The organism is Rossellomorea sp. YZS02 (assembly GCF_033963925.1).
Lineage (GTDB): Bacteria > Bacillota > Bacilli > Bacillales > Bacillaceae_B > Rossellomorea.
On the sequence record NZ_JAXBLY010000002.1, the window covers coordinates 223,300 to 238,843 of the forward strand.

Consider the following 15,544-nt stretch of genomic DNA (forward strand, 5'->3'; position numbering starts at 1 on the left):
GATATCAGATATTCATTCCGCCGTGTCGAATTTCCGGTATCAATAAAAAAGTGATCACTCACTTTTTTTATTGACTTTCCATAAAAAGCGAGTAATATTATTTGTGAGTGATTACTCACTTTTACAAAAGGAGGTCCTTCAGCTTGAACATTTTTAAAAACAAACTGGTACTCGCATCCCCACTCATTGCACTCGCCATCATCTTTATTTTTTCCCTGACGCTGTTCCCCTCGGTTCAGCCGCAGCCGAAAAATCTGCCGATTGCTATCGTAAACGAAGATGAGGGTGTGCAAGTGCCGGATCAACCGAAGATGAATATGGGGGAAACCCTTGTTGAAAAGATTCACACCATGTCCAGCACGAAATCGGATGAAGACCCTGCAGTGAAATGGGTGAACGTGAACAATACAGAAGCCGTCCAGGAGGGATTGGACAATCAGGAATACTATGCAGCACTTGTCATCCCGAAGGATTTCAGTGCGAAGCAGGCTTCTTTGCGCAAACCGGATCCCACTTCTGCTGAGGTACAAATTTTTATTAATCAAGGGATGAACACCATGGCTTCGACCGCTGCGGGTCAGATCTTGAATGGCGTCGTGGACAATATGAACAATGTGGTCCGCCAACAGATTCTTGACGGATTCGAGAAGCAGGGTGCCACTTTGACACCGAAGCAAGTTACCAGTATGGTCACCCCTATCACGAAAACGGTGACGAACGTGAATGAAATCGGGTCGAACAGCGCAAACGGAAACGCCCCTGTTTCCCTGTTCCAGCCACTTTGGATGGCGAGTATGGCAAGTGCCGCGATCATCTATCTCGCTGTCAGCAAATTACCGGTCGCCGGACGAAAAGAAAAGCTGGCCTCGAAGTTCATTCAAATTCTGATCGGTGCGGTGGTCGCCCTGATCGTCGGATTCGGCCTGACCTTTCTTGCAGATGGACTGATTGGTTTCAATATCCCGGATTTGAGCGATACCGCCTTGTTCCTCAGTCTGACATCGTTCAGCTTTTATCTGATGATTTCAGCGATCCTGTCACTGATCGGAATCAGGGGCATGCCGCTCTTTGTGCTCATGCTATTCTTCGGGGCACCGCTACTCGCCATGGCTCCTGAGATGATGTCTTCGTTTTACCGGGACTGGTTTTACTCCTGGCTGCCGATGAAATTCATGGTGCAGGGATTACGGGAACTCTTCTACTTCGGAGAGGGATTATCGTGGAATTCGGCTGTGTCGTCGCTTGTTTGGATCGGGATTGGTGGAATGCTCGTCATTTTGGCTACTGCGTTCAAGCCTCAAACGTCCGGCAAGAAAACAACACAAATGGAAAATGGTCAGGGCGTGTAGCCTCTGACCATTTTTTAAGGATCAACAGAGTTTTTGTTCACATCGCTATGCTTATACGCTTCCCCGATCTTCGTGGCATGTTGCGTTAAGTCTGGAGGCGTCATGCCTGATTTTTTCTCAAGATAGATGGCGATGCCTGCGACGAGAATGACGGGGACTAAAATGAATAGGAAAACCATGAGTGGTCTCTCCTTTCTTCTAATGAGCGTTTCGTTCTTTTTCCAGAAACTCCACCCGCTGTTTTAAATCTTTCACTTCTCTTCTCAATTCTGCGTTCTCGTTTCGTCTTGACCTTTTTGACTCCTTCAATAATGAAAAAAAGCCCCAATAAGCGATAAAAAAAGATAATCCTAGTATTAACAGGACAATCACAATTCCAACGACAGTTTCTAAAATGGTTGATCATCCTTTCTTACCTGTACATCTGGCCACCTATATTTATCACACCACTAAAATGCTTCATAACACTCCCTGCAGTGCTGACCATTCATCTGGCGCTTATTCTTCGCCCCGCATTTTGGACAGGATACAACCTCCGACTGTAGGTCGATTCCTTTACGGTTGTGCATGTGTTGAGTCAGTGCTTTATTGGCTAGAAAGATCGTACCCACGATGGCACAACCGATAGCTCCTAATATGATGATAAGTAAGATTCCATCCATAGGATCCATCCCTTTCTGATTGTTGTTACTTATGTATACGATTGGAGTTGTAAAAAGTTTCAAATAAAGGGCATTACCCATAAAGACGGGTGCTCTTCAAAGGTTCATATAAAAACCACCTAAAATAAAAACAAACCAGCAGACATCCCTGCTGGTTCCCTCGTTCATTATAAATCTTTCTGATCCACATTCAACTCAATCAGATTCCCGTCTGGGTCGGCACAGAAAATCTGGGCGAATCCGCTTTTCGATTGAGGCTTCTCTAATACTTCCACATTGTTTTCCTTCAACCATGTGAGAGTCTCATGATAGCTTTCCACTCTTAAAGCAAAATGACCTTCTCGACTGGATAACTGCTTATTCGAGCGGAGAGTCTGAGAAGACGGGTCCACAATCAGGTGAAGCTGCTGTCCTTCTATCTCATACCATGCGCCCGGGAAACCAAAATCCGGTCTTTCGATTTCCTTCAGGCAAAGTGTCTTTCCGTAGAAATCTTTCGCTTTCTCAAGATCCGTCACGTTCAAGCTGACGTGGTGGAGACTTTTGTACTTGATCAACTGCACTCACTTCTTTCATTTAGTCTTAACTCCATTCTACAGAACAGAAACCCGTTCAGCGAGGGACGGACCTCTAAAAAAACAGGCAAAACCTCCAGATCAGTGGGTTTCTTGCTCGAAAGAAGGTATAAATCAAGGTCCGTCCCTCCCGCTTAACGCAGTGAGGGACGGACCTCTGTTGTTCTTGCAGGGGTGGATGCTGTCTCTTCTTCCTTTTTGTTGTAGGGCGGGAAGGATAGGATGACGGAGGTGCCTTTGCCCGGTTTGCTCAGGACTTTGATGGTGCCTTTCATGCCTTCGACGAGCTGGTAGACGGTCATCATGCCGAGGCCGGTACCGTTCTTGCCTTTCATGGAGAAGTACGGTTCGCCGAGGCGCATGAGCTGTTCCTTGGTCATGCCGATTCCCGTGTCATTGATGACGATGAATATCTTTCCGTTTTCAAGATAGCTGAAAATGCGGAGAGTACCTCCGTTTTCCATCGCTTCCAGGCCGTTCTTCATGACGTTGATGAGGACCTGCTGAAGTTTGTTCGGATCACCCTTGATAGAGTGGTGATGAAGAATATTCGCTTTCAGGGTGATTCCTTTTTTGATCGAAAGGGGCATGATGATTTCCTTCGATCGGTTGATTTCATCCCGAATCGCCACTTCCTCTTCAAGCTCGGGGTGTGGCCTTGCAAAGTTCAAGTATTGATTGATGACTTCCGTCGCGCGGTCGATTTCACTGACGGCGACCTCTGAAAGTTCTTTATTGTTGGTAATATTAGATGGATCTTCATTGATCAGCTGAAGGAATCCCCTCACGGTCGTCAATGGATTCCGGACTTCATGACTCATGCTTGCAGCGAGGTGACTGACCACCTGCATCTTCTCATATTTTATCGATTTCAATTGAAGAATATAGATCGTCCGGATGATTTCACATAAGTAGAACACAAAGAACGTAGACCCGGTCAGGACCGCTGAGTAGATTGGGAATGAACTTAGCTCGCCGAAATCAAAGATGACAGACGGCAGCCAAAAGGAAAGAACCGAGTATCCGAAAGACAGAGCCGAATACGTATAGACCCTCGCCTTCAATGCCTTGTTTTCCAATCTAGGGCGCACATACAAAATGATGGCAGTGAATAGGATCGCAATGATCATAGTAATGATCACTCCCGTCCCCATCATCGGCAGCCGGATCGCAACCATCGTAACGGCAAGCCACGGCATGACCTTCCTGCCGCCGTAGATCCCTCCAAGTAAAAAGGGAATACAGCGCAGGTCATATAAGAACCCATCTTCCAACTGAACTGACAACCCCATACTGACGAGCATGAGAAACGAACTGATCAGGTAGATCGAAAAAGATGACATCTGGAGCTTATGTACTTTATTTCTTGATAGATAGTGAAAGTTTAACAGCAATATCACAATCAGAATGACAAGGAGATTAATCAGCAGACCGGTCAATAAATCTAAATGATCCATCGGAATAGCATCCCCACTTTCGATTATTTTTTTAAAATTAAAAAAATAATTCCTCATTCCTTATTATAACTGAATTTGGTTGAATGTGAATCACCATTAGATAGTCCCATCTTTTTTCATAAATCGGCCGGTTTCGATGGAGAGATGAGAGGAAAACACTGAAAAATACCTAGTGAGTCGTGATTCAATAACGAAATTGCTCTTTTATTTTGAACGGAGGGGACTTGTCAAGACGGGGAACTTGGGAAAGTTTTGTAGAATTGTAGGGAACCAAGGGGACAGGTATCTCCGCTTTTATACAACAAAGGCCAAGGGACCTGTCCCCTTGGCTTTTCACCCCCACATGCTCAAAGGGCTGCTCCCGTCATTTTTAGTTTCATAGGGTTGGTCTGGTTATAGATATCCACAATCATCCCGTTTTCGCTTTTGAAAGTCACAATGGCAAGAGGTTCTTCGTTGCGTTTTAAAAGCACCCCATAACCGGTATTGATTCTTACGCTTACCATTTGAAGGTCCTTGTAGCTACTATGTTGGACTTGTTGAGAGAGATAGGTAAATAATTGGACAAATGCTTTATAAGGAAGTGGTTTGCGGGCGATGGGCAGTTCCCCTCCGCCTTCTGCATAGTACGTGACATCTTCTGTCAGCAACTTCAGGAAGATCGACGTCTCACCTGTTTCCAATGCTTTGATAAAAGCTTCGCTCAGTTCATTTTCCACTTCTGTTTCTTCTTCCCGCATTGATCCTTCCTGTACTTTCTGCCTAGACCTGCTAAAGATCTTTCTTACAGCCGGATTGGATTTATGAAGGATTTCCGCAATCTGTTCATAGGGATATTCAAATGCCGACCGTAAGATGTACACCACCCTTTCCACTGGTGAAAGGCGTTCCAGGAGGAACATGAACGAATAGGATAACGTATGCTTCCTGATCAATACATCCAATGGATCCTCGTTTACAGAAAGAGGTTCCGGAAGCCATGTCCCTACACATACTTCCCGTTTTCGAGTGCCTGATTTTAAGACATCAAGGCATCGATTGGTCACGCTTTTGCAAAGGAAGGCCTGGATGTTTTCCACCCTGTCAAATGTGTCCAGACCTAGATTTCGGGTAAATACATCGTGAACTGCATCACGCGCATCGTTGATGTCACCGAGCATGTGATAGGCGATATGAGTTAGCAGACGCTTGTTCTCTTCATAGATGGTTTCGATCTCACTCATGATAATCTCCTTATCTATTTTTTTATCAGACTGGCTGAATCCCACGTGGATTTTCGAATAAAGAGAGCCAGCCTGTTTCGAATCAACATGCTATACTTCCCCTTTTTCATCCACACTAACGCTCTGTTTTGCCCGAGGCTCACACAGTAAAATTCAACCGGAATACTCTTGTGGACGAGTCTCTTCCCACTTCCGGTCATATCCTTCACCATGATCCTGCTTAATTTTCCCGATTGAAGAACAGCTTCTTTGCACGTCATGCGGTCTATCCTGCCAGTCTTCGCATCTGTAACGAGTGCACAGTCCCCTATCGAGTAAACATTTTTCATCCCCTTCACATGGTAAGACTCATCCACCACGATCCTGCCCTTTTCTCGGCTCGCGGATAATACATTGGATTTCAAACCAGTCGTCCAGATACACACATCAACCGTTTCTGTTGTTCCATCTGAATAATAGAGCGTTTTTGCCTGATCATCATACTGACAAACCTTGACTCCATGGATCACATTCACACCCACCTTTGTGAGTTCTTCTTCCATATGCGCCGATACCTTCTTAGGAGCTGAGCTCAACAATCGACGATCTGCGTTCACCAAAGTAACCTTGACTGCTCCAGAATCCTTAAGCCAGCATCCCATTTCCGCAGCTGTTTCAACCCCAGAAATACCGGCTCCCACAACGGCTATGTGAATCGATTTTCCGGCCTTGATCCCCTCTTCAATTCTGGACCTGATTAAATCGGCAGTCTTACTTGATTCAAGGGGAATTCCGCCCTGATCCTCCTGATGACGGGATGAACTCCCCATTGCTAGGACAAGTTGATCATACGGGATATTCTCCCTCTTCAATCCATCACGTGTTACGACAATCGCCTGTTCCCTCTCACTGATTTCTTCCACTTCTCCCTGCACAAACGAAATACCTTCTCCTGTATAAGAAGTAAGGGGTATATGCAAATTGAAGTCCTTATCTGAAATGCGTCTGAACAAAAGGACTTTCCTTAAATGGTATGGCTGCTTATCAATGAGCGTCATCCGTATGTCGTGACCCAGTCTATTTCCAAGTTGCTTCTTTAGATGCTCCAGCGTATTAATACCCGCATATCCTCCGCCTACAATCACAATATGTTTCATCTTACATCCATCCCTCCGTATCTACTAATAGAACGATTCAGGGATACGAAATGTGACCAAACGAAAAAAATAAGATTAAAAAGACCATGGGGACAGGTACCCCGGCTCCTAAATAAAAAAAGGCCAAGGGACCTGTCCCCCTGGCCTCCCCCTGGCCTCAAATCGGCAACCGAATGACAAACTTCGTCCCTTTTCCCTTTTCGCTGAACACATCGATCGTCCCTTCATGCATGAGCACGAGCTGCTTCACGATGGAAAGTCCGATGCCGAATTCGCCGTAAGGGTTGTTTGTCCGTGACAGGTCGGCTTTATAGAAGCGGCGCCAGATCGACTTGATTTCATCCGGGTCCATGCCGATGCCGGTGTCTTCGATTTCAATGAGAGTTTCCTTCTCATCTGAAGAGCCCTTTAACGTGATCGTTCCGCCTGACGTGAATTGGATGCTGTTTTTCGTAATGTTAATGAGGATTTGGATCAATCGGTCGTAGTCGGCATGAATCCTAGCTTCGTCATGGGCAAGGATTCTGATGTCATTCCCTTTTTCCTCGGCCTGAAAATCGAGCTGTTCCTTTATGACTTCGAAGACATCAAGGATCGGCAGGGTGACTTTGTTGAGAACCACTTGATTGGAGCGGATTTTTTCATAGTCCAGATTCTCATTCACGAGTCGGATGAGTCGCTTCGTTTCTTCGCTGACGAGTCCGAAGCTTTTCTCCTTCTGTTCTTCCGGGATCATGTCGTTCCGGATGCCTTCGATGACACCGCGGATTGTCGTGAGCGGCGTTCTCAATTCATGGGACACATCCGCCATGAACTGGCGTCTCCTGCTTTCAAGATTATCGATTTCCTCTTTGGATGCCTGAAGTTTCGTGACCATTTCATTGAAATCTTCAGCGAGATCCCCAATTTCATCGAAGTTGGAGCTTGGGACGTGAACATCGTAATCCCCCGATGACACCTTTGAGGTCGCCTCCCTGATTCGCTGAATCCGCTTCACGTGGAGCTTCGATAAGAACAGGCTGACGAGGACCGAAATGGCCAGCGCCAACAGGACGATATATAACAGATATTGATTGATTTCACTCAGCATTTCCCTCGTGCCGCTGATCGGGGATATGAGAATCAGCCCACCCGTCAGCTGATCATTGACAATCCGGGGCATGATGACAAGGGAGACCGCCTGATTGAAGCGACCGAAATCTTTTTTCAAAGGTACCGTTTCACCACTTTCAATCTTCTCCCACTCTTCCTTCGAGAGCTCGATCCGCGGGTACACCCCGCCCCTCGAGAAGGAGACTTCCCCCTGTCGATTGAACGTGATCACATCGATGTTCCGGGCATGAAGGAGGTTGCTGTACTCCTCCAGATACAGGGGCCTTCTCGGGCTGGGACGCTCTAAATCTGATAAAATTTTATCCCCATACGTCCGGAGCTCCGTCACCTTATTTTCGTACACAAGATTCTCTACATAGTGGGAAAACAGGAGTCCAAGGATCATGAAGGCGATGATGAGGACGCTCGTATGACTGAGGAGCAGCTGATACAGATACCTAAACTTCATCCCCGACCGCCGTCTCGTCGAATTTATAGCCTACGCCCCACACCGTATGCAAATAAGGCTTGTCCTTGCTGCCGATCTTATTCCGTAGCCTCTTGATATGGACATCCACCGTCCGCTCGTCCCCGTAGAAATCATATCCCCATACCCTTTCAAGGAGCTGCTCCCTCGAGAACACCTGACGGGGATGCTGGGAAAGGAAATAAAGGAGTTCAAATTCTTTCGGCGTCAGATTCGTCAGGGGGGCACCGTTCAAATAGACTTCACGGGTTTCCTTGCTGATCCGGAAATCCGATGTGCTGACATCCGTAGTGCCTGAACTGCTTTTCTCCCCTTGATAACGACGGGTCACGGCACGGATCCTCGCCATCAGGGCAAGAGGAGAAAAGGGCTTAGTCACATAATCGTCGGCACCGAGCTCAAGGCCGAGAACCTGATCGGACTCACTGTCCTTCGCCGTGAGCATGATGACCGGAACCTGTGATCCTTCCTCCCTGATCTTCCGGCAAATCGTCACACCGTCCATCCCCGGAAGCATCCAGTCCAGAATCACAAGATCCCACTCGCCTTCCTTAAAACGCTGATACCCATCAGCACCATCATGGACAAACTCACCCTTTATATCTTCTTTCGTAAAAAACATCTCAAGCATGCTTGTGACACTTTGATTATCCTCTACCACCAGCACATTCATCACCATCGCTCCTTTCCGATCGAACCATGGGGACAGGTACCTTGGCTCATTCGCCACGGTACCCCACGGCTCCCTCTCTTCTTCAAGTATAGTCGTTTTTCCCGCTTCGTTCTACAATGGAAAAATCCCCGCTCATATGGCGGGGATTCCCTGACTTATAAGGCTACGCTTTCAGATTCTGCTGATGTTTCATCGCTTTGATCAGCATCGTGAAATCCTTGCCCGTGTCCCGGACCGTGATGCCCTTTACCTCCCATGCGGAAAAAGAAGCCTTCTTCCTTATCTTTATTGAAAGGGAAGAAATCCAGTTTCTTCGCTTCATCGGCATGATCGGTCATGATTTCTTCCATCAGTTCCTTCGATGTTTTGCCATCCGTTTCGACTCCCAGTTCTTTCGCAGCTTTCAGGATGGACGCTTCCATCACTTCATGACGTAAATCATGTTGATCTTTTCCTTCTGTCTCGATTCCAAGATCCTTCGCCTGCTTCATGAGGGCTGCTTCCCTTACTTCATCGGCAAGTGTTTCAATATCCTTGCCGTCGGTGGCCACCCCAAGTTCTTTCGCCTTTTGCTTCAGCAATGTTTCCCTCACTTCCTGAGCGAGCTCCTCCTGGTCTTTTCCGTCAGTGGAAATCCCCAATTCCTTTGCTTTCTTGTTCAGTTCAGCCTGACGAATCTCCTCCATGACGGCACGATGATCTTTTCCTTCAGTATCGATCCCTAGTGCCTTCGCTCTTTTTTCAAGCTCGGCATCCATGATTTCCTTGGCAAGTTCACGTGTGTCCTTATCGGCTATATCGATGCCCAGCTCTTCCGCTTTTGCCTTCAGCTGTTCTTCATCCATATGAAACTTCCCGTGTCCACCGCCATGTCTGCCAAATTCATGTACGCCGACAGCCGCCTGATCATTCGTCTTTGCCGCAGAATCCTCCTCGGCAGCGAAGGCTGGAAGGGAACCGAGAATCCCGACCGCCAATACACCTGTTAACACATACGATATTTTTCTTTTCTTATTCATCTATTTTTCCTCCTTTAATAGGTTGCAGCTGCACTAACAGTATTTCCACCATTTATGACCAAATCATGAACAAACCATGACCGGATTATGAATCTTTTAACAGATTTTCGATTTTATAGTCCTCTTTCTTTTCCTGAAGCCATGTTCCATATTCCGTTTGGAGTGCCTGATCAAAGAGGGTATCCTTGATTTCGTCTTTATGATCGTCAAGAACCGCTTCTTTCGCTTCCTTCTTGCCCGTCACCTTGATGATGTGGTAACCGAACTCGGTTTTCACCGGCTCACTGATTTCACCTTTTTTCATAGCAAACGCCTTATCATCAAACTCCTGCACCATTTCACCCTTGCCAAAATAACCAAGCTCTCCACCCGTCTCAGCATTCGATGTATCCGTGGAGTACTCTTTCGCAAGCTCGGCAAAATCCCCTCCATCATCCAGCTTCTTCTTCACCTCCTCAGCGGTCTTCTCATCATCCACCAGAATATGACTTGCCTCTACCTGCTCTTGTTGTGCAAACGAATCCTTATTCGCATCAAAATATTCCTTGATCTGATCATCTGTAATCGAGACCCTGTCCTTCAGCAGCTTTTCCGTCAACAAGTACGTCTTAATATTTTCTTTGACGCTATCTAAATTCGATCCACTTGACGCGAGGGCCTCATTGAATGCATCTTCACTGTCATATTGGCCTTTGATGTTCTCAAGTTCCTTATCGATTTCACTATCCTTCACCGTGAGATCTTTCTTCTCACTCTCAAGCTTCACGATCTTTTCGGCGATCAGCGTATCCAACGCCCCATCCCCGTATTGATCCACCAGCGTCGAATACAAATCATCCTTCGTGATCGACTCGCTTCCGACCTTTGCTACTACGTCATCCTTCGAAAAACCGAAAACAGCTAAGAGTGCCCCTACGAGGACAACGCCTCCAATGACGCTCCAAATTGTTATGGTTTGTTTCTTTTTTGTCACGAATTCGTACTCCTTTTTGATTCATGTATTTTGTATTTTATTGGGTGTTGGTTTGGTGCCAGGTACATTTCGGACGGTTTGTACCTGGTACAGCCCCATCCATTTGTACCTGGTACACCGCCCCGGTCACCAAGCAAGTCCTTACCCATTCATCATCGCATTACTCGTAAGCGTCAGACTAACCGTCATCTTCTTCCCGTCACGGTAAATCGTCAGGTCGATCTTATCCCCTACTTTCAGGTCGCCGTACAGCTGTCTTCTCAAGTCGGCCACATTCTCAACCGCCTTGCCATTCATTTCAGAAATCGCATCGCCTTCTTTGATCCCGGCGTCAGCAGCTGCTGAGGTCGGGTCGATATTCGCAACGACCACACCGGATTCGACTGACTCCGGCAGATTCGGTAAGTAGGAGCGTGGAATATCGGACAGGTTTTTCATTCCGATTCCGATGTATGGACGCTCGACCTTTCCTGTTTCAATGATTTCGCTGACAATCGGCATGAAATCCTTACTTGGGATCGCAAATCCGAGTCCTTCTACACCGGAGTTCGAGATCTTGGCGCTGTTGATTCCGATCAGTTCACCTTTGGCGTTCAGGAGTGCACCACCGCTGTTACCAGGATTGATGGCAGCATCGGTCTGGATGACGTTAAGTTCAGATTCACCTTCTGACGTCTGTACCGGGATCGTGCGGTCGACGGCACTGACGATTCCCTGTGTCACCGTCCGTGATAGGTCCAGGCCAAGCGGGTTCCCGATGGCGATGACCTGTTCACCGGCGCGCAGGGCGCTGGAGTCCCCGACTTCCAACAGGTTGTCTGCATATTTGCCGTCAATCTTCACGACAGCGAGATCTGTCAGGGGATCGGCTCCGATCAATTCCCCTTCTGTCTTTTCTCCGTCATAGAGGGACACTTCAATTTTGGAAGCACCTTCAATCACGTGATTGTTCGTGATGATATAAGCGCTGTCCCCCTCTTTTTTAAAAAGGACGCCGGATCCTGTCCCGGCTGCCGCTTCCTGTGATCCTCCCATGCCATTCTGCTGCTGATAGTTGACGATACCGACGATGGACTCTGAGGCATCCTCCACAATACTCGCTACATCCCCACTGCCCGCAGTGGATACGGTCGTTGGCGTGATTCCTGAATCCGCTGCCGTATCGGTCTGTCCTTCATGAGCTGATTGCTCGATACTGTTCTGGGCCAGGTTCTGATAGTAATCCGTTTGAGGCAATACGGTCAGCGTCAGGACCGAACCGATGATTCCGGCTCCGACCGTATTCAGGAACCCACGACCTTTCCTTGTCTTCTTCAGTTTCGGGCTTCTCTGCATGTCCTCTTTCTTCTCAACTTCTTCTGACTCTATATGCTGCATTTCTTCGTTTTGGTTGTTATGTTCTAGCATTTCACTACCTCCTAAAGTGGTTTTGATCTGTCAATCTTTGCTGTTACATTCATCTTAGAAGGTAAATATTACGAAACTATTAACAATATGTGTACAGGGTGGGAAGATTTACGAACATAAAAAAAGAACCTTGTGCGTTTTGATCACGTACAAGGTTCTTCTTTTGTAGGATTCAACTATTTATCTCGGATTCAGCATCCGCAAATATCTCCTCTGGATCCTCAGCAATGAAATACCATAATCCATCTTCTGCAAGCTTTCCTTCACCCGGCAGTTCCGACGACTGGATCTGTTTCATGGCGTGTGAATAGTGGCTGTATAACTCCTTCAAGTCTTTCTCTTGTATATTCCATTGGAGATAGGGAGATATCGTATCGAGCAGCTCGAGGATTTTGCCGTAGTCGTTCTGCTTCAGGAGCTTATCGACGGATGCCTTGATGACTTTCCGCTGACGTTCGTTCCGGCCTTCGTCGCCCATGGGGTCCTGCTTTCTCATTCTGACATAGGCAAGGGCTTCATCAGGGGACAGCGTCAGTTCTCCCTTGGCGAAGTGATATCCATCGAAAGAAAAGTCCAGCTCATTATCGATGGTCAGTTCGCCTACTTCTTCTATCACTTCTTCAAACCCGTTCATATTCACTTTTGCGTAGTAGTCGATCTTGACGTCCAGAAGTTGTTGAACGGTCTGAACGGTGAGGCTGGTCCCGCCATATGTGTACGTATGATTCAGCTTAGTGCTTTCATCGCGGCCCGGTATGGATACCTTGGTATCCCTCGGCAGGCTGACGACCTTGGTACTGTCAGATTTCGGATCGATTTCCATAACCATCATGACATCCGGCCTTCCTTTATCATCGGGGCGTTCGTCCACCCCCATCAACAGGATGTGGATTGTATCATCTGTTACCTTTTCGTTTTCTTTCTTTACATCAGGAACTTGAATCGGTTCATACGTCTCATCGAAGAACGCCCCCACCTTTGCAAAAACAAAGAACATTAGCCCTCCCGATAGGACGGTCAATCCAATCAGGACGGTGATGCCTACTTTCCATTTCTTATTCATTCTTTACAGCTCCTCTTTCGTTAAAATGTTACGGGATCCATTTGTTGTGAGATTGCCTTCATGCTGTATCCCTTTTCTGTCAAGTCGATGAGAAGCTCCTCTAAGTTCTCAAGTGTCACATCTTTCTCATGAAGAAGGATGATTTTCGGTGAGTTTTCATAAGGAAATGCGTTGATCTGATTCATCACATTCGGGACATATTCTTCGCTTAACATCCTCCAATCTTCGCTGTCGATGTTCCAGTCCCACATGTGGAAGCCTGCCTGGTCAACGGCCTCCCTGTAAGCTTGCGTCATATTCGGCACCGATCCATAAGGGACCCTGATCAGATTGCTGTGAATACCGGTGATGGATTCCAGTGTCTCTTGTCCCTTTTTCATTTCACCCACAACCGATTGACTAGATTGATAGAATTTCGCCGCATCATGGGTGACACCGTGCATGCCGACCGCATGTCCTTCTGCCGCCATATCCTTTACGGAATCTTCAAATCTCCTCATATTCGGTTCAAGCATGAAGAATGTCGCCTTGGCATCATAGCGTTCGAGGACATTCAGGATATCTTCTGTGTTTTCATTTGGTCCATCATCAAATGTGAGGTAGACCGACTGTTGTTCCTCTTGAACGATTTGTGCTTCCTGAGCTTGTTTATCCTGAAGTGACTCCTCTCCAGGCTGATCGCCCGTCGATCCCCCTTGTTGAACCGGTTCATCAACCGTAACGGAATCGATTGGTTCAACTTCAGGAACCTCTCCGCTTTCCTCTGCCGTTTCCTCTTTCACTTCATCGGTTTGCTTATTGGCAGGCTGCTGTTCTCCGGTTTCTTTTGCCATGACCTTTTCTAAACGTTCCTGACCTTCATTACTTTTCGCTTCACCTATATCCATCACCCAAATGGTCGATACTAGGATGAAGAGAGCTGACATCAGTGCGAATGTCACCCGCACACTTTTCTTTAATCGTCTTTTCTTTCTTCGCATGCTTTTCACCTTTCCTCCGGCTGTTTTGTTGTACTTTCATCGTAAAAGAAAACAGCTGGGAAAGGGTTACTAGGCGGTTACAATCGGGCTGCGAAATTTGTTACTTTCTTGTTACTTTTGTCGAATGAATTTACACTATACTATTGAAAGCAAGTGCTAGGATGTGAAAAATAGATGAAAAAAATGATCTTTCTCTTAACAGGGATCCTGTTTGTCACAAGCGGCTGTTCCTTATTTCAGTCCAACTCTTCTTTGATGAAGCCTCCGGAGCTTCCTGTCGAACAACAGGAATTGAAGCAGGCCATTCAAAGCTTCGTCCCTCCTCAGGCGGAGTGGCTCTCACCAAACGAAGATAAGACGGCAGACACCATCAAACAGACGGATCTCAATGGAGACGGAGAAGAAGAGTTAATTGTCTTCTATCGTCTTCCTGAAGAAACCTCTCAAATGGAAGGGATCATCCTTGAGAATAAAGAAGGAAAATATACGAAGATGGCCGGAATCAAAGATATCGGAAGGGAACTGATGAAGGTCGAAGCATCCGATTTGAACGGGGACGGCACGAAAGAGCTCCTGATCGGCTTTTCCTATGCGGCAGAAGCATCTGACTCTGCCCTCGTCATTTATGATCTGGAAGGGAAAAAGCCTGACAAACTGTTTGAGTCCCAATACAGCGCATTCTTCGCGGATGATTACGATGAAAACGGCAAGGCCGAGCTGCTGCTTTCTTCCTTGATACCGAATCAAGAACATACCGTCTCCCTTTATGCATTTTCAAAAGGAAAATCGGAGAAGGTGGATGAACTGGAGCTCGATCCGTATGTCTATCCCTACTATAACTCGGCATCCGGATATGTCACCCCGTCTGTCAAAGGGTCGATATTCGATTCCACTGTAGGGGCCCATTCCTCGACTTCGTTCATCGTCGGTGTGAAAAATGAGAAACTCGTGGAACTCGTCCCAAAAGAATTCAAAGATCAATTATTCAGGGCAACTTCCGCGAACAGCGAAGACAAAAATGGGGACGGCATCCTGGAGTTTCCCCTCCTGATCGAGGCGAACCCGGATAAACCGTATGTGGACATGCCATTCATTCATGAATACTATCAATTATCCGATGACGGCCAACCGCAATTCACCCTTCGTTCCTATCAGAATTATCCGTATCAGTATGAACTGATGCTGCCGGAAGACTGGCCTGATATCATCATCGAAGCATCCGACGGACGGAGATATGTCAAATTCCTCTCAGAAGACGATGGTTCCCTCCTTTTCGATGTGTATGTCGCGGACAAAGACGATATGGAGTCCCTCGAAGGCTGGAATGTCCTGATGGAAAGCAATCAGTTCGTTTACTTGACGAAATCACCGGCGTCCGAATTCAAGAAGTATGTTCAGTTGTTGTCTTCTTAATAGGGATCACCGGTTTATTTTCAAATGAAATGCAG

15 protein-coding genes are annotated in these 15,544 nt (G+C 46.8%); 2 read left to right on the plus strand and 13 right to left on the minus strand.

The window, feature by feature from the left end; translation table 11 throughout:
- Positions 1-149 precede the first annotated feature (149 nt).
- A complete protein-coding gene (locus SLH55_RS03490; RefSeq protein WP_320322745.1) occupies positions 150-1,349 on the plus strand; it encodes a YhgE/Pip domain-containing protein in 1,200 nt (399 codons plus the stop codon).
- A 14-nt stretch (positions 1,350-1,363) separates the two neighbouring features.
- On the opposite strand, the gene SLH55_RS03495 is transcribed toward SLH55_RS03490, so the two are convergent.
- From SLH55_RS03495 to SLH55_RS03555, 13 genes are all read right to left on the minus strand, one after another.
- A complete protein-coding gene (locus tag SLH55_RS03495) occupies positions 1,364-1,528 on the minus strand; it encodes a hypothetical protein (RefSeq protein WP_219167336.1) in 165 nt (54 codons plus the stop codon).
- A 270-nt stretch (positions 1,529-1,798) separates the two neighbouring features.
- Positions 1,799-2,011 (minus strand): hypothetical protein, encoded by a 213-nt coding sequence (locus SLH55_RS03500; RefSeq protein WP_219167337.1) that lies wholly within the window; start codon positions 2,009-2,011, stop codon positions 1,799-1,801.
- A gap of 167 nt (positions 2,012-2,178) precedes the next feature.
- Entirely contained in the window at positions 2,179-2,568 is a 390-nt protein-coding gene (locus SLH55_RS03505) for a VOC family protein (RefSeq protein WP_320322657.1), read from the minus strand.
- A 152-nt stretch (positions 2,569-2,720) separates the two neighbouring features.
- Positions 2,721-4,043: a HAMP domain-containing sensor histidine kinase gene (locus tag SLH55_RS03510; protein ID WP_320322658.1), complete on the minus strand. Its 1,323-nt coding sequence runs from the start codon at positions 4,041-4,043 to the stop codon at positions 2,721-2,723.
- Positions 4,044-4,390: 347 nt separating this feature from the next.
- Positions 4,391-5,266 carry a sigma-70 family RNA polymerase sigma factor gene (locus tag SLH55_RS03515; RefSeq protein ID WP_320322659.1) on the minus strand — a complete coding sequence of 292 codons (876 nt, stop codon included), beginning with the start codon at positions 5,264-5,266 and terminating at the stop codon, positions 4,391-4,393.
- Positions 5,267-5,280: 14 nt separating this feature from the next.
- Positions 5,281-6,402 (minus strand): NAD(P)/FAD-dependent oxidoreductase, encoded by a 1,122-nt coding sequence (locus SLH55_RS03520; RefSeq protein WP_320322660.1) that lies wholly within the window; start codon positions 6,400-6,402, stop codon positions 5,281-5,283.
- A 157-nt stretch (positions 6,403-6,559) separates the two neighbouring features.
- Positions 6,560-7,963, minus strand: coding sequence for a HAMP domain-containing sensor histidine kinase (locus SLH55_RS03525; protein ID WP_320322661.1), 1,404 nt, complete (start codon positions 7,961-7,963; stop codon positions 6,560-6,562).
- Entirely contained in the window at positions 7,953-8,654 is a 702-nt protein-coding gene (locus tag SLH55_RS03530) for a response regulator transcription factor (protein WP_219167845.1), read from the minus strand. Before SLH55_RS03530 ends, SLH55_RS03525 begins: the two co-directional genes overlap by 11 nt.
- A gap of 155 nt (positions 8,655-8,809) precedes the next feature.
- Positions 8,810-9,673 carry a hypothetical protein gene (locus tag SLH55_RS03535; protein WP_320322662.1) on the minus strand — a complete coding sequence of 288 codons (864 nt, stop codon included), beginning with the start codon at positions 9,671-9,673 and terminating at the stop codon, positions 8,810-8,812.
- 85 nt (positions 9,674-9,758) lie between these two features.
- Positions 9,759-10,646, minus strand: a complete 888-nt coding sequence (locus tag SLH55_RS03540) for a peptidylprolyl isomerase (protein ID WP_320322663.1) — start codon at positions 10,644-10,646, stop codon at positions 9,759-9,761.
- Between the two features lie 141 nt (positions 10,647-10,787).
- Positions 10,788-12,053 carry a S1C family serine protease gene (locus tag SLH55_RS03545; RefSeq protein ID WP_320322664.1) on the minus strand — a complete coding sequence of 422 codons (1,266 nt, stop codon included), beginning with the start codon at positions 12,051-12,053 and terminating at the stop codon, positions 10,788-10,790.
- Between the two features lie 172 nt (positions 12,054-12,225).
- Entirely contained in the window at positions 12,226-13,116 is an 891-nt protein-coding gene (locus SLH55_RS03550) for an LCP family protein (RefSeq protein WP_320322665.1), read from the minus strand.
- Between the two features lie 20 nt (positions 13,117-13,136).
- Positions 13,137-14,096: a polysaccharide deacetylase family protein gene (locus SLH55_RS03555; RefSeq protein WP_320322666.1), complete on the minus strand. Its 960-nt coding sequence runs from the start codon at positions 14,094-14,096 to the stop codon at positions 13,137-13,139.
- 174 nt (positions 14,097-14,270) lie between these two features.
- Between SLH55_RS03555 and SLH55_RS03560 the strand changes: the two genes are divergently transcribed.
- Positions 14,271-15,509: a hypothetical protein gene (locus SLH55_RS03560; protein ID WP_320322667.1), complete on the plus strand. Its 1,239-nt coding sequence runs from the start codon at positions 14,271-14,273 to the stop codon at positions 15,507-15,509.
- The last annotated feature ends 35 nt before the right edge of the window (positions 15,510-15,544 follow it).

What these genes read in the sequence shown, in the direction of transcription:
- SLH55_RS03500 (WP_219167337.1), bottom strand. Translation starts at nt 2,011, where the DNA reads ATGGATGGAATCTTACTTATCATCATATTAGGAGCTATCGGTTGTGCC.
- SLH55_RS03545 (WP_320322664.1), bottom strand. Translation starts at nt 12,053, where the DNA reads ATGCTAGAACATAACAACCAAAACGAAGAAATGCAGCATATAGAGTCA.
- SLH55_RS03515 (WP_320322659.1), bottom strand. Translation starts at nt 5,266, where the DNA reads ATGAGTGAGATCGAAACCATCTATGAAGAGAACAAGCGTCTGCTAACT.
- SLH55_RS03535 (WP_320322662.1), bottom strand. Translation starts at nt 9,673, where the DNA reads ATGAATAAGAAAAGAAAAATATCGTATGTGTTAACAGGTGTATTGGCG.
- SLH55_RS03555 (WP_320322666.1), bottom strand. Translation starts at nt 14,096, where the DNA reads ATGCGAAGAAAGAAAAGACGATTAAAGAAAAGTGTGCGGGTGACATTC.
- SLH55_RS03525 (WP_320322661.1), bottom strand. Translation starts at nt 7,963, where the DNA reads ATGAAGTTTAGGTATCTGTATCAGCTGCTCCTCAGTCATACGAGCGTC.
- SLH55_RS03510 (WP_320322658.1), bottom strand. Translation starts at nt 4,043, where the DNA reads ATGGATCATTTAGATTTATTGACCGGTCTGCTGATTAATCTCCTTGTC.
- SLH55_RS03550 (WP_320322665.1), bottom strand. Translation starts at nt 13,116, where the DNA reads ATGAATAAGAAATGGAAAGTAGGCATCACCGTCCTGATTGGATTGACC.
- SLH55_RS03530 (WP_219167845.1), bottom strand. Translation starts at nt 8,654, where the DNA reads ATGAATGTGCTGGTGGTAGAGGATAATCAAAGTGTCACAAGCATGCTT.
- SLH55_RS03520 (WP_320322660.1), bottom strand. Translation starts at nt 6,402, where the DNA reads ATGAAACATATTGTGATTGTAGGCGGAGGATATGCGGGTATTAATACG.
- SLH55_RS03495 (WP_219167336.1), bottom strand. Translation starts at nt 1,528, where the DNA reads ATGGTTTTCCTATTCATTTTAGTCCCCGTCATTCTCGTCGCAGGCATC.
- SLH55_RS03560 (WP_320322667.1), top strand. Translation starts at nt 14,271, where the DNA reads ATGAAAAAAATGATCTTTCTCTTAACAGGGATCCTGTTTGTCACAAGC.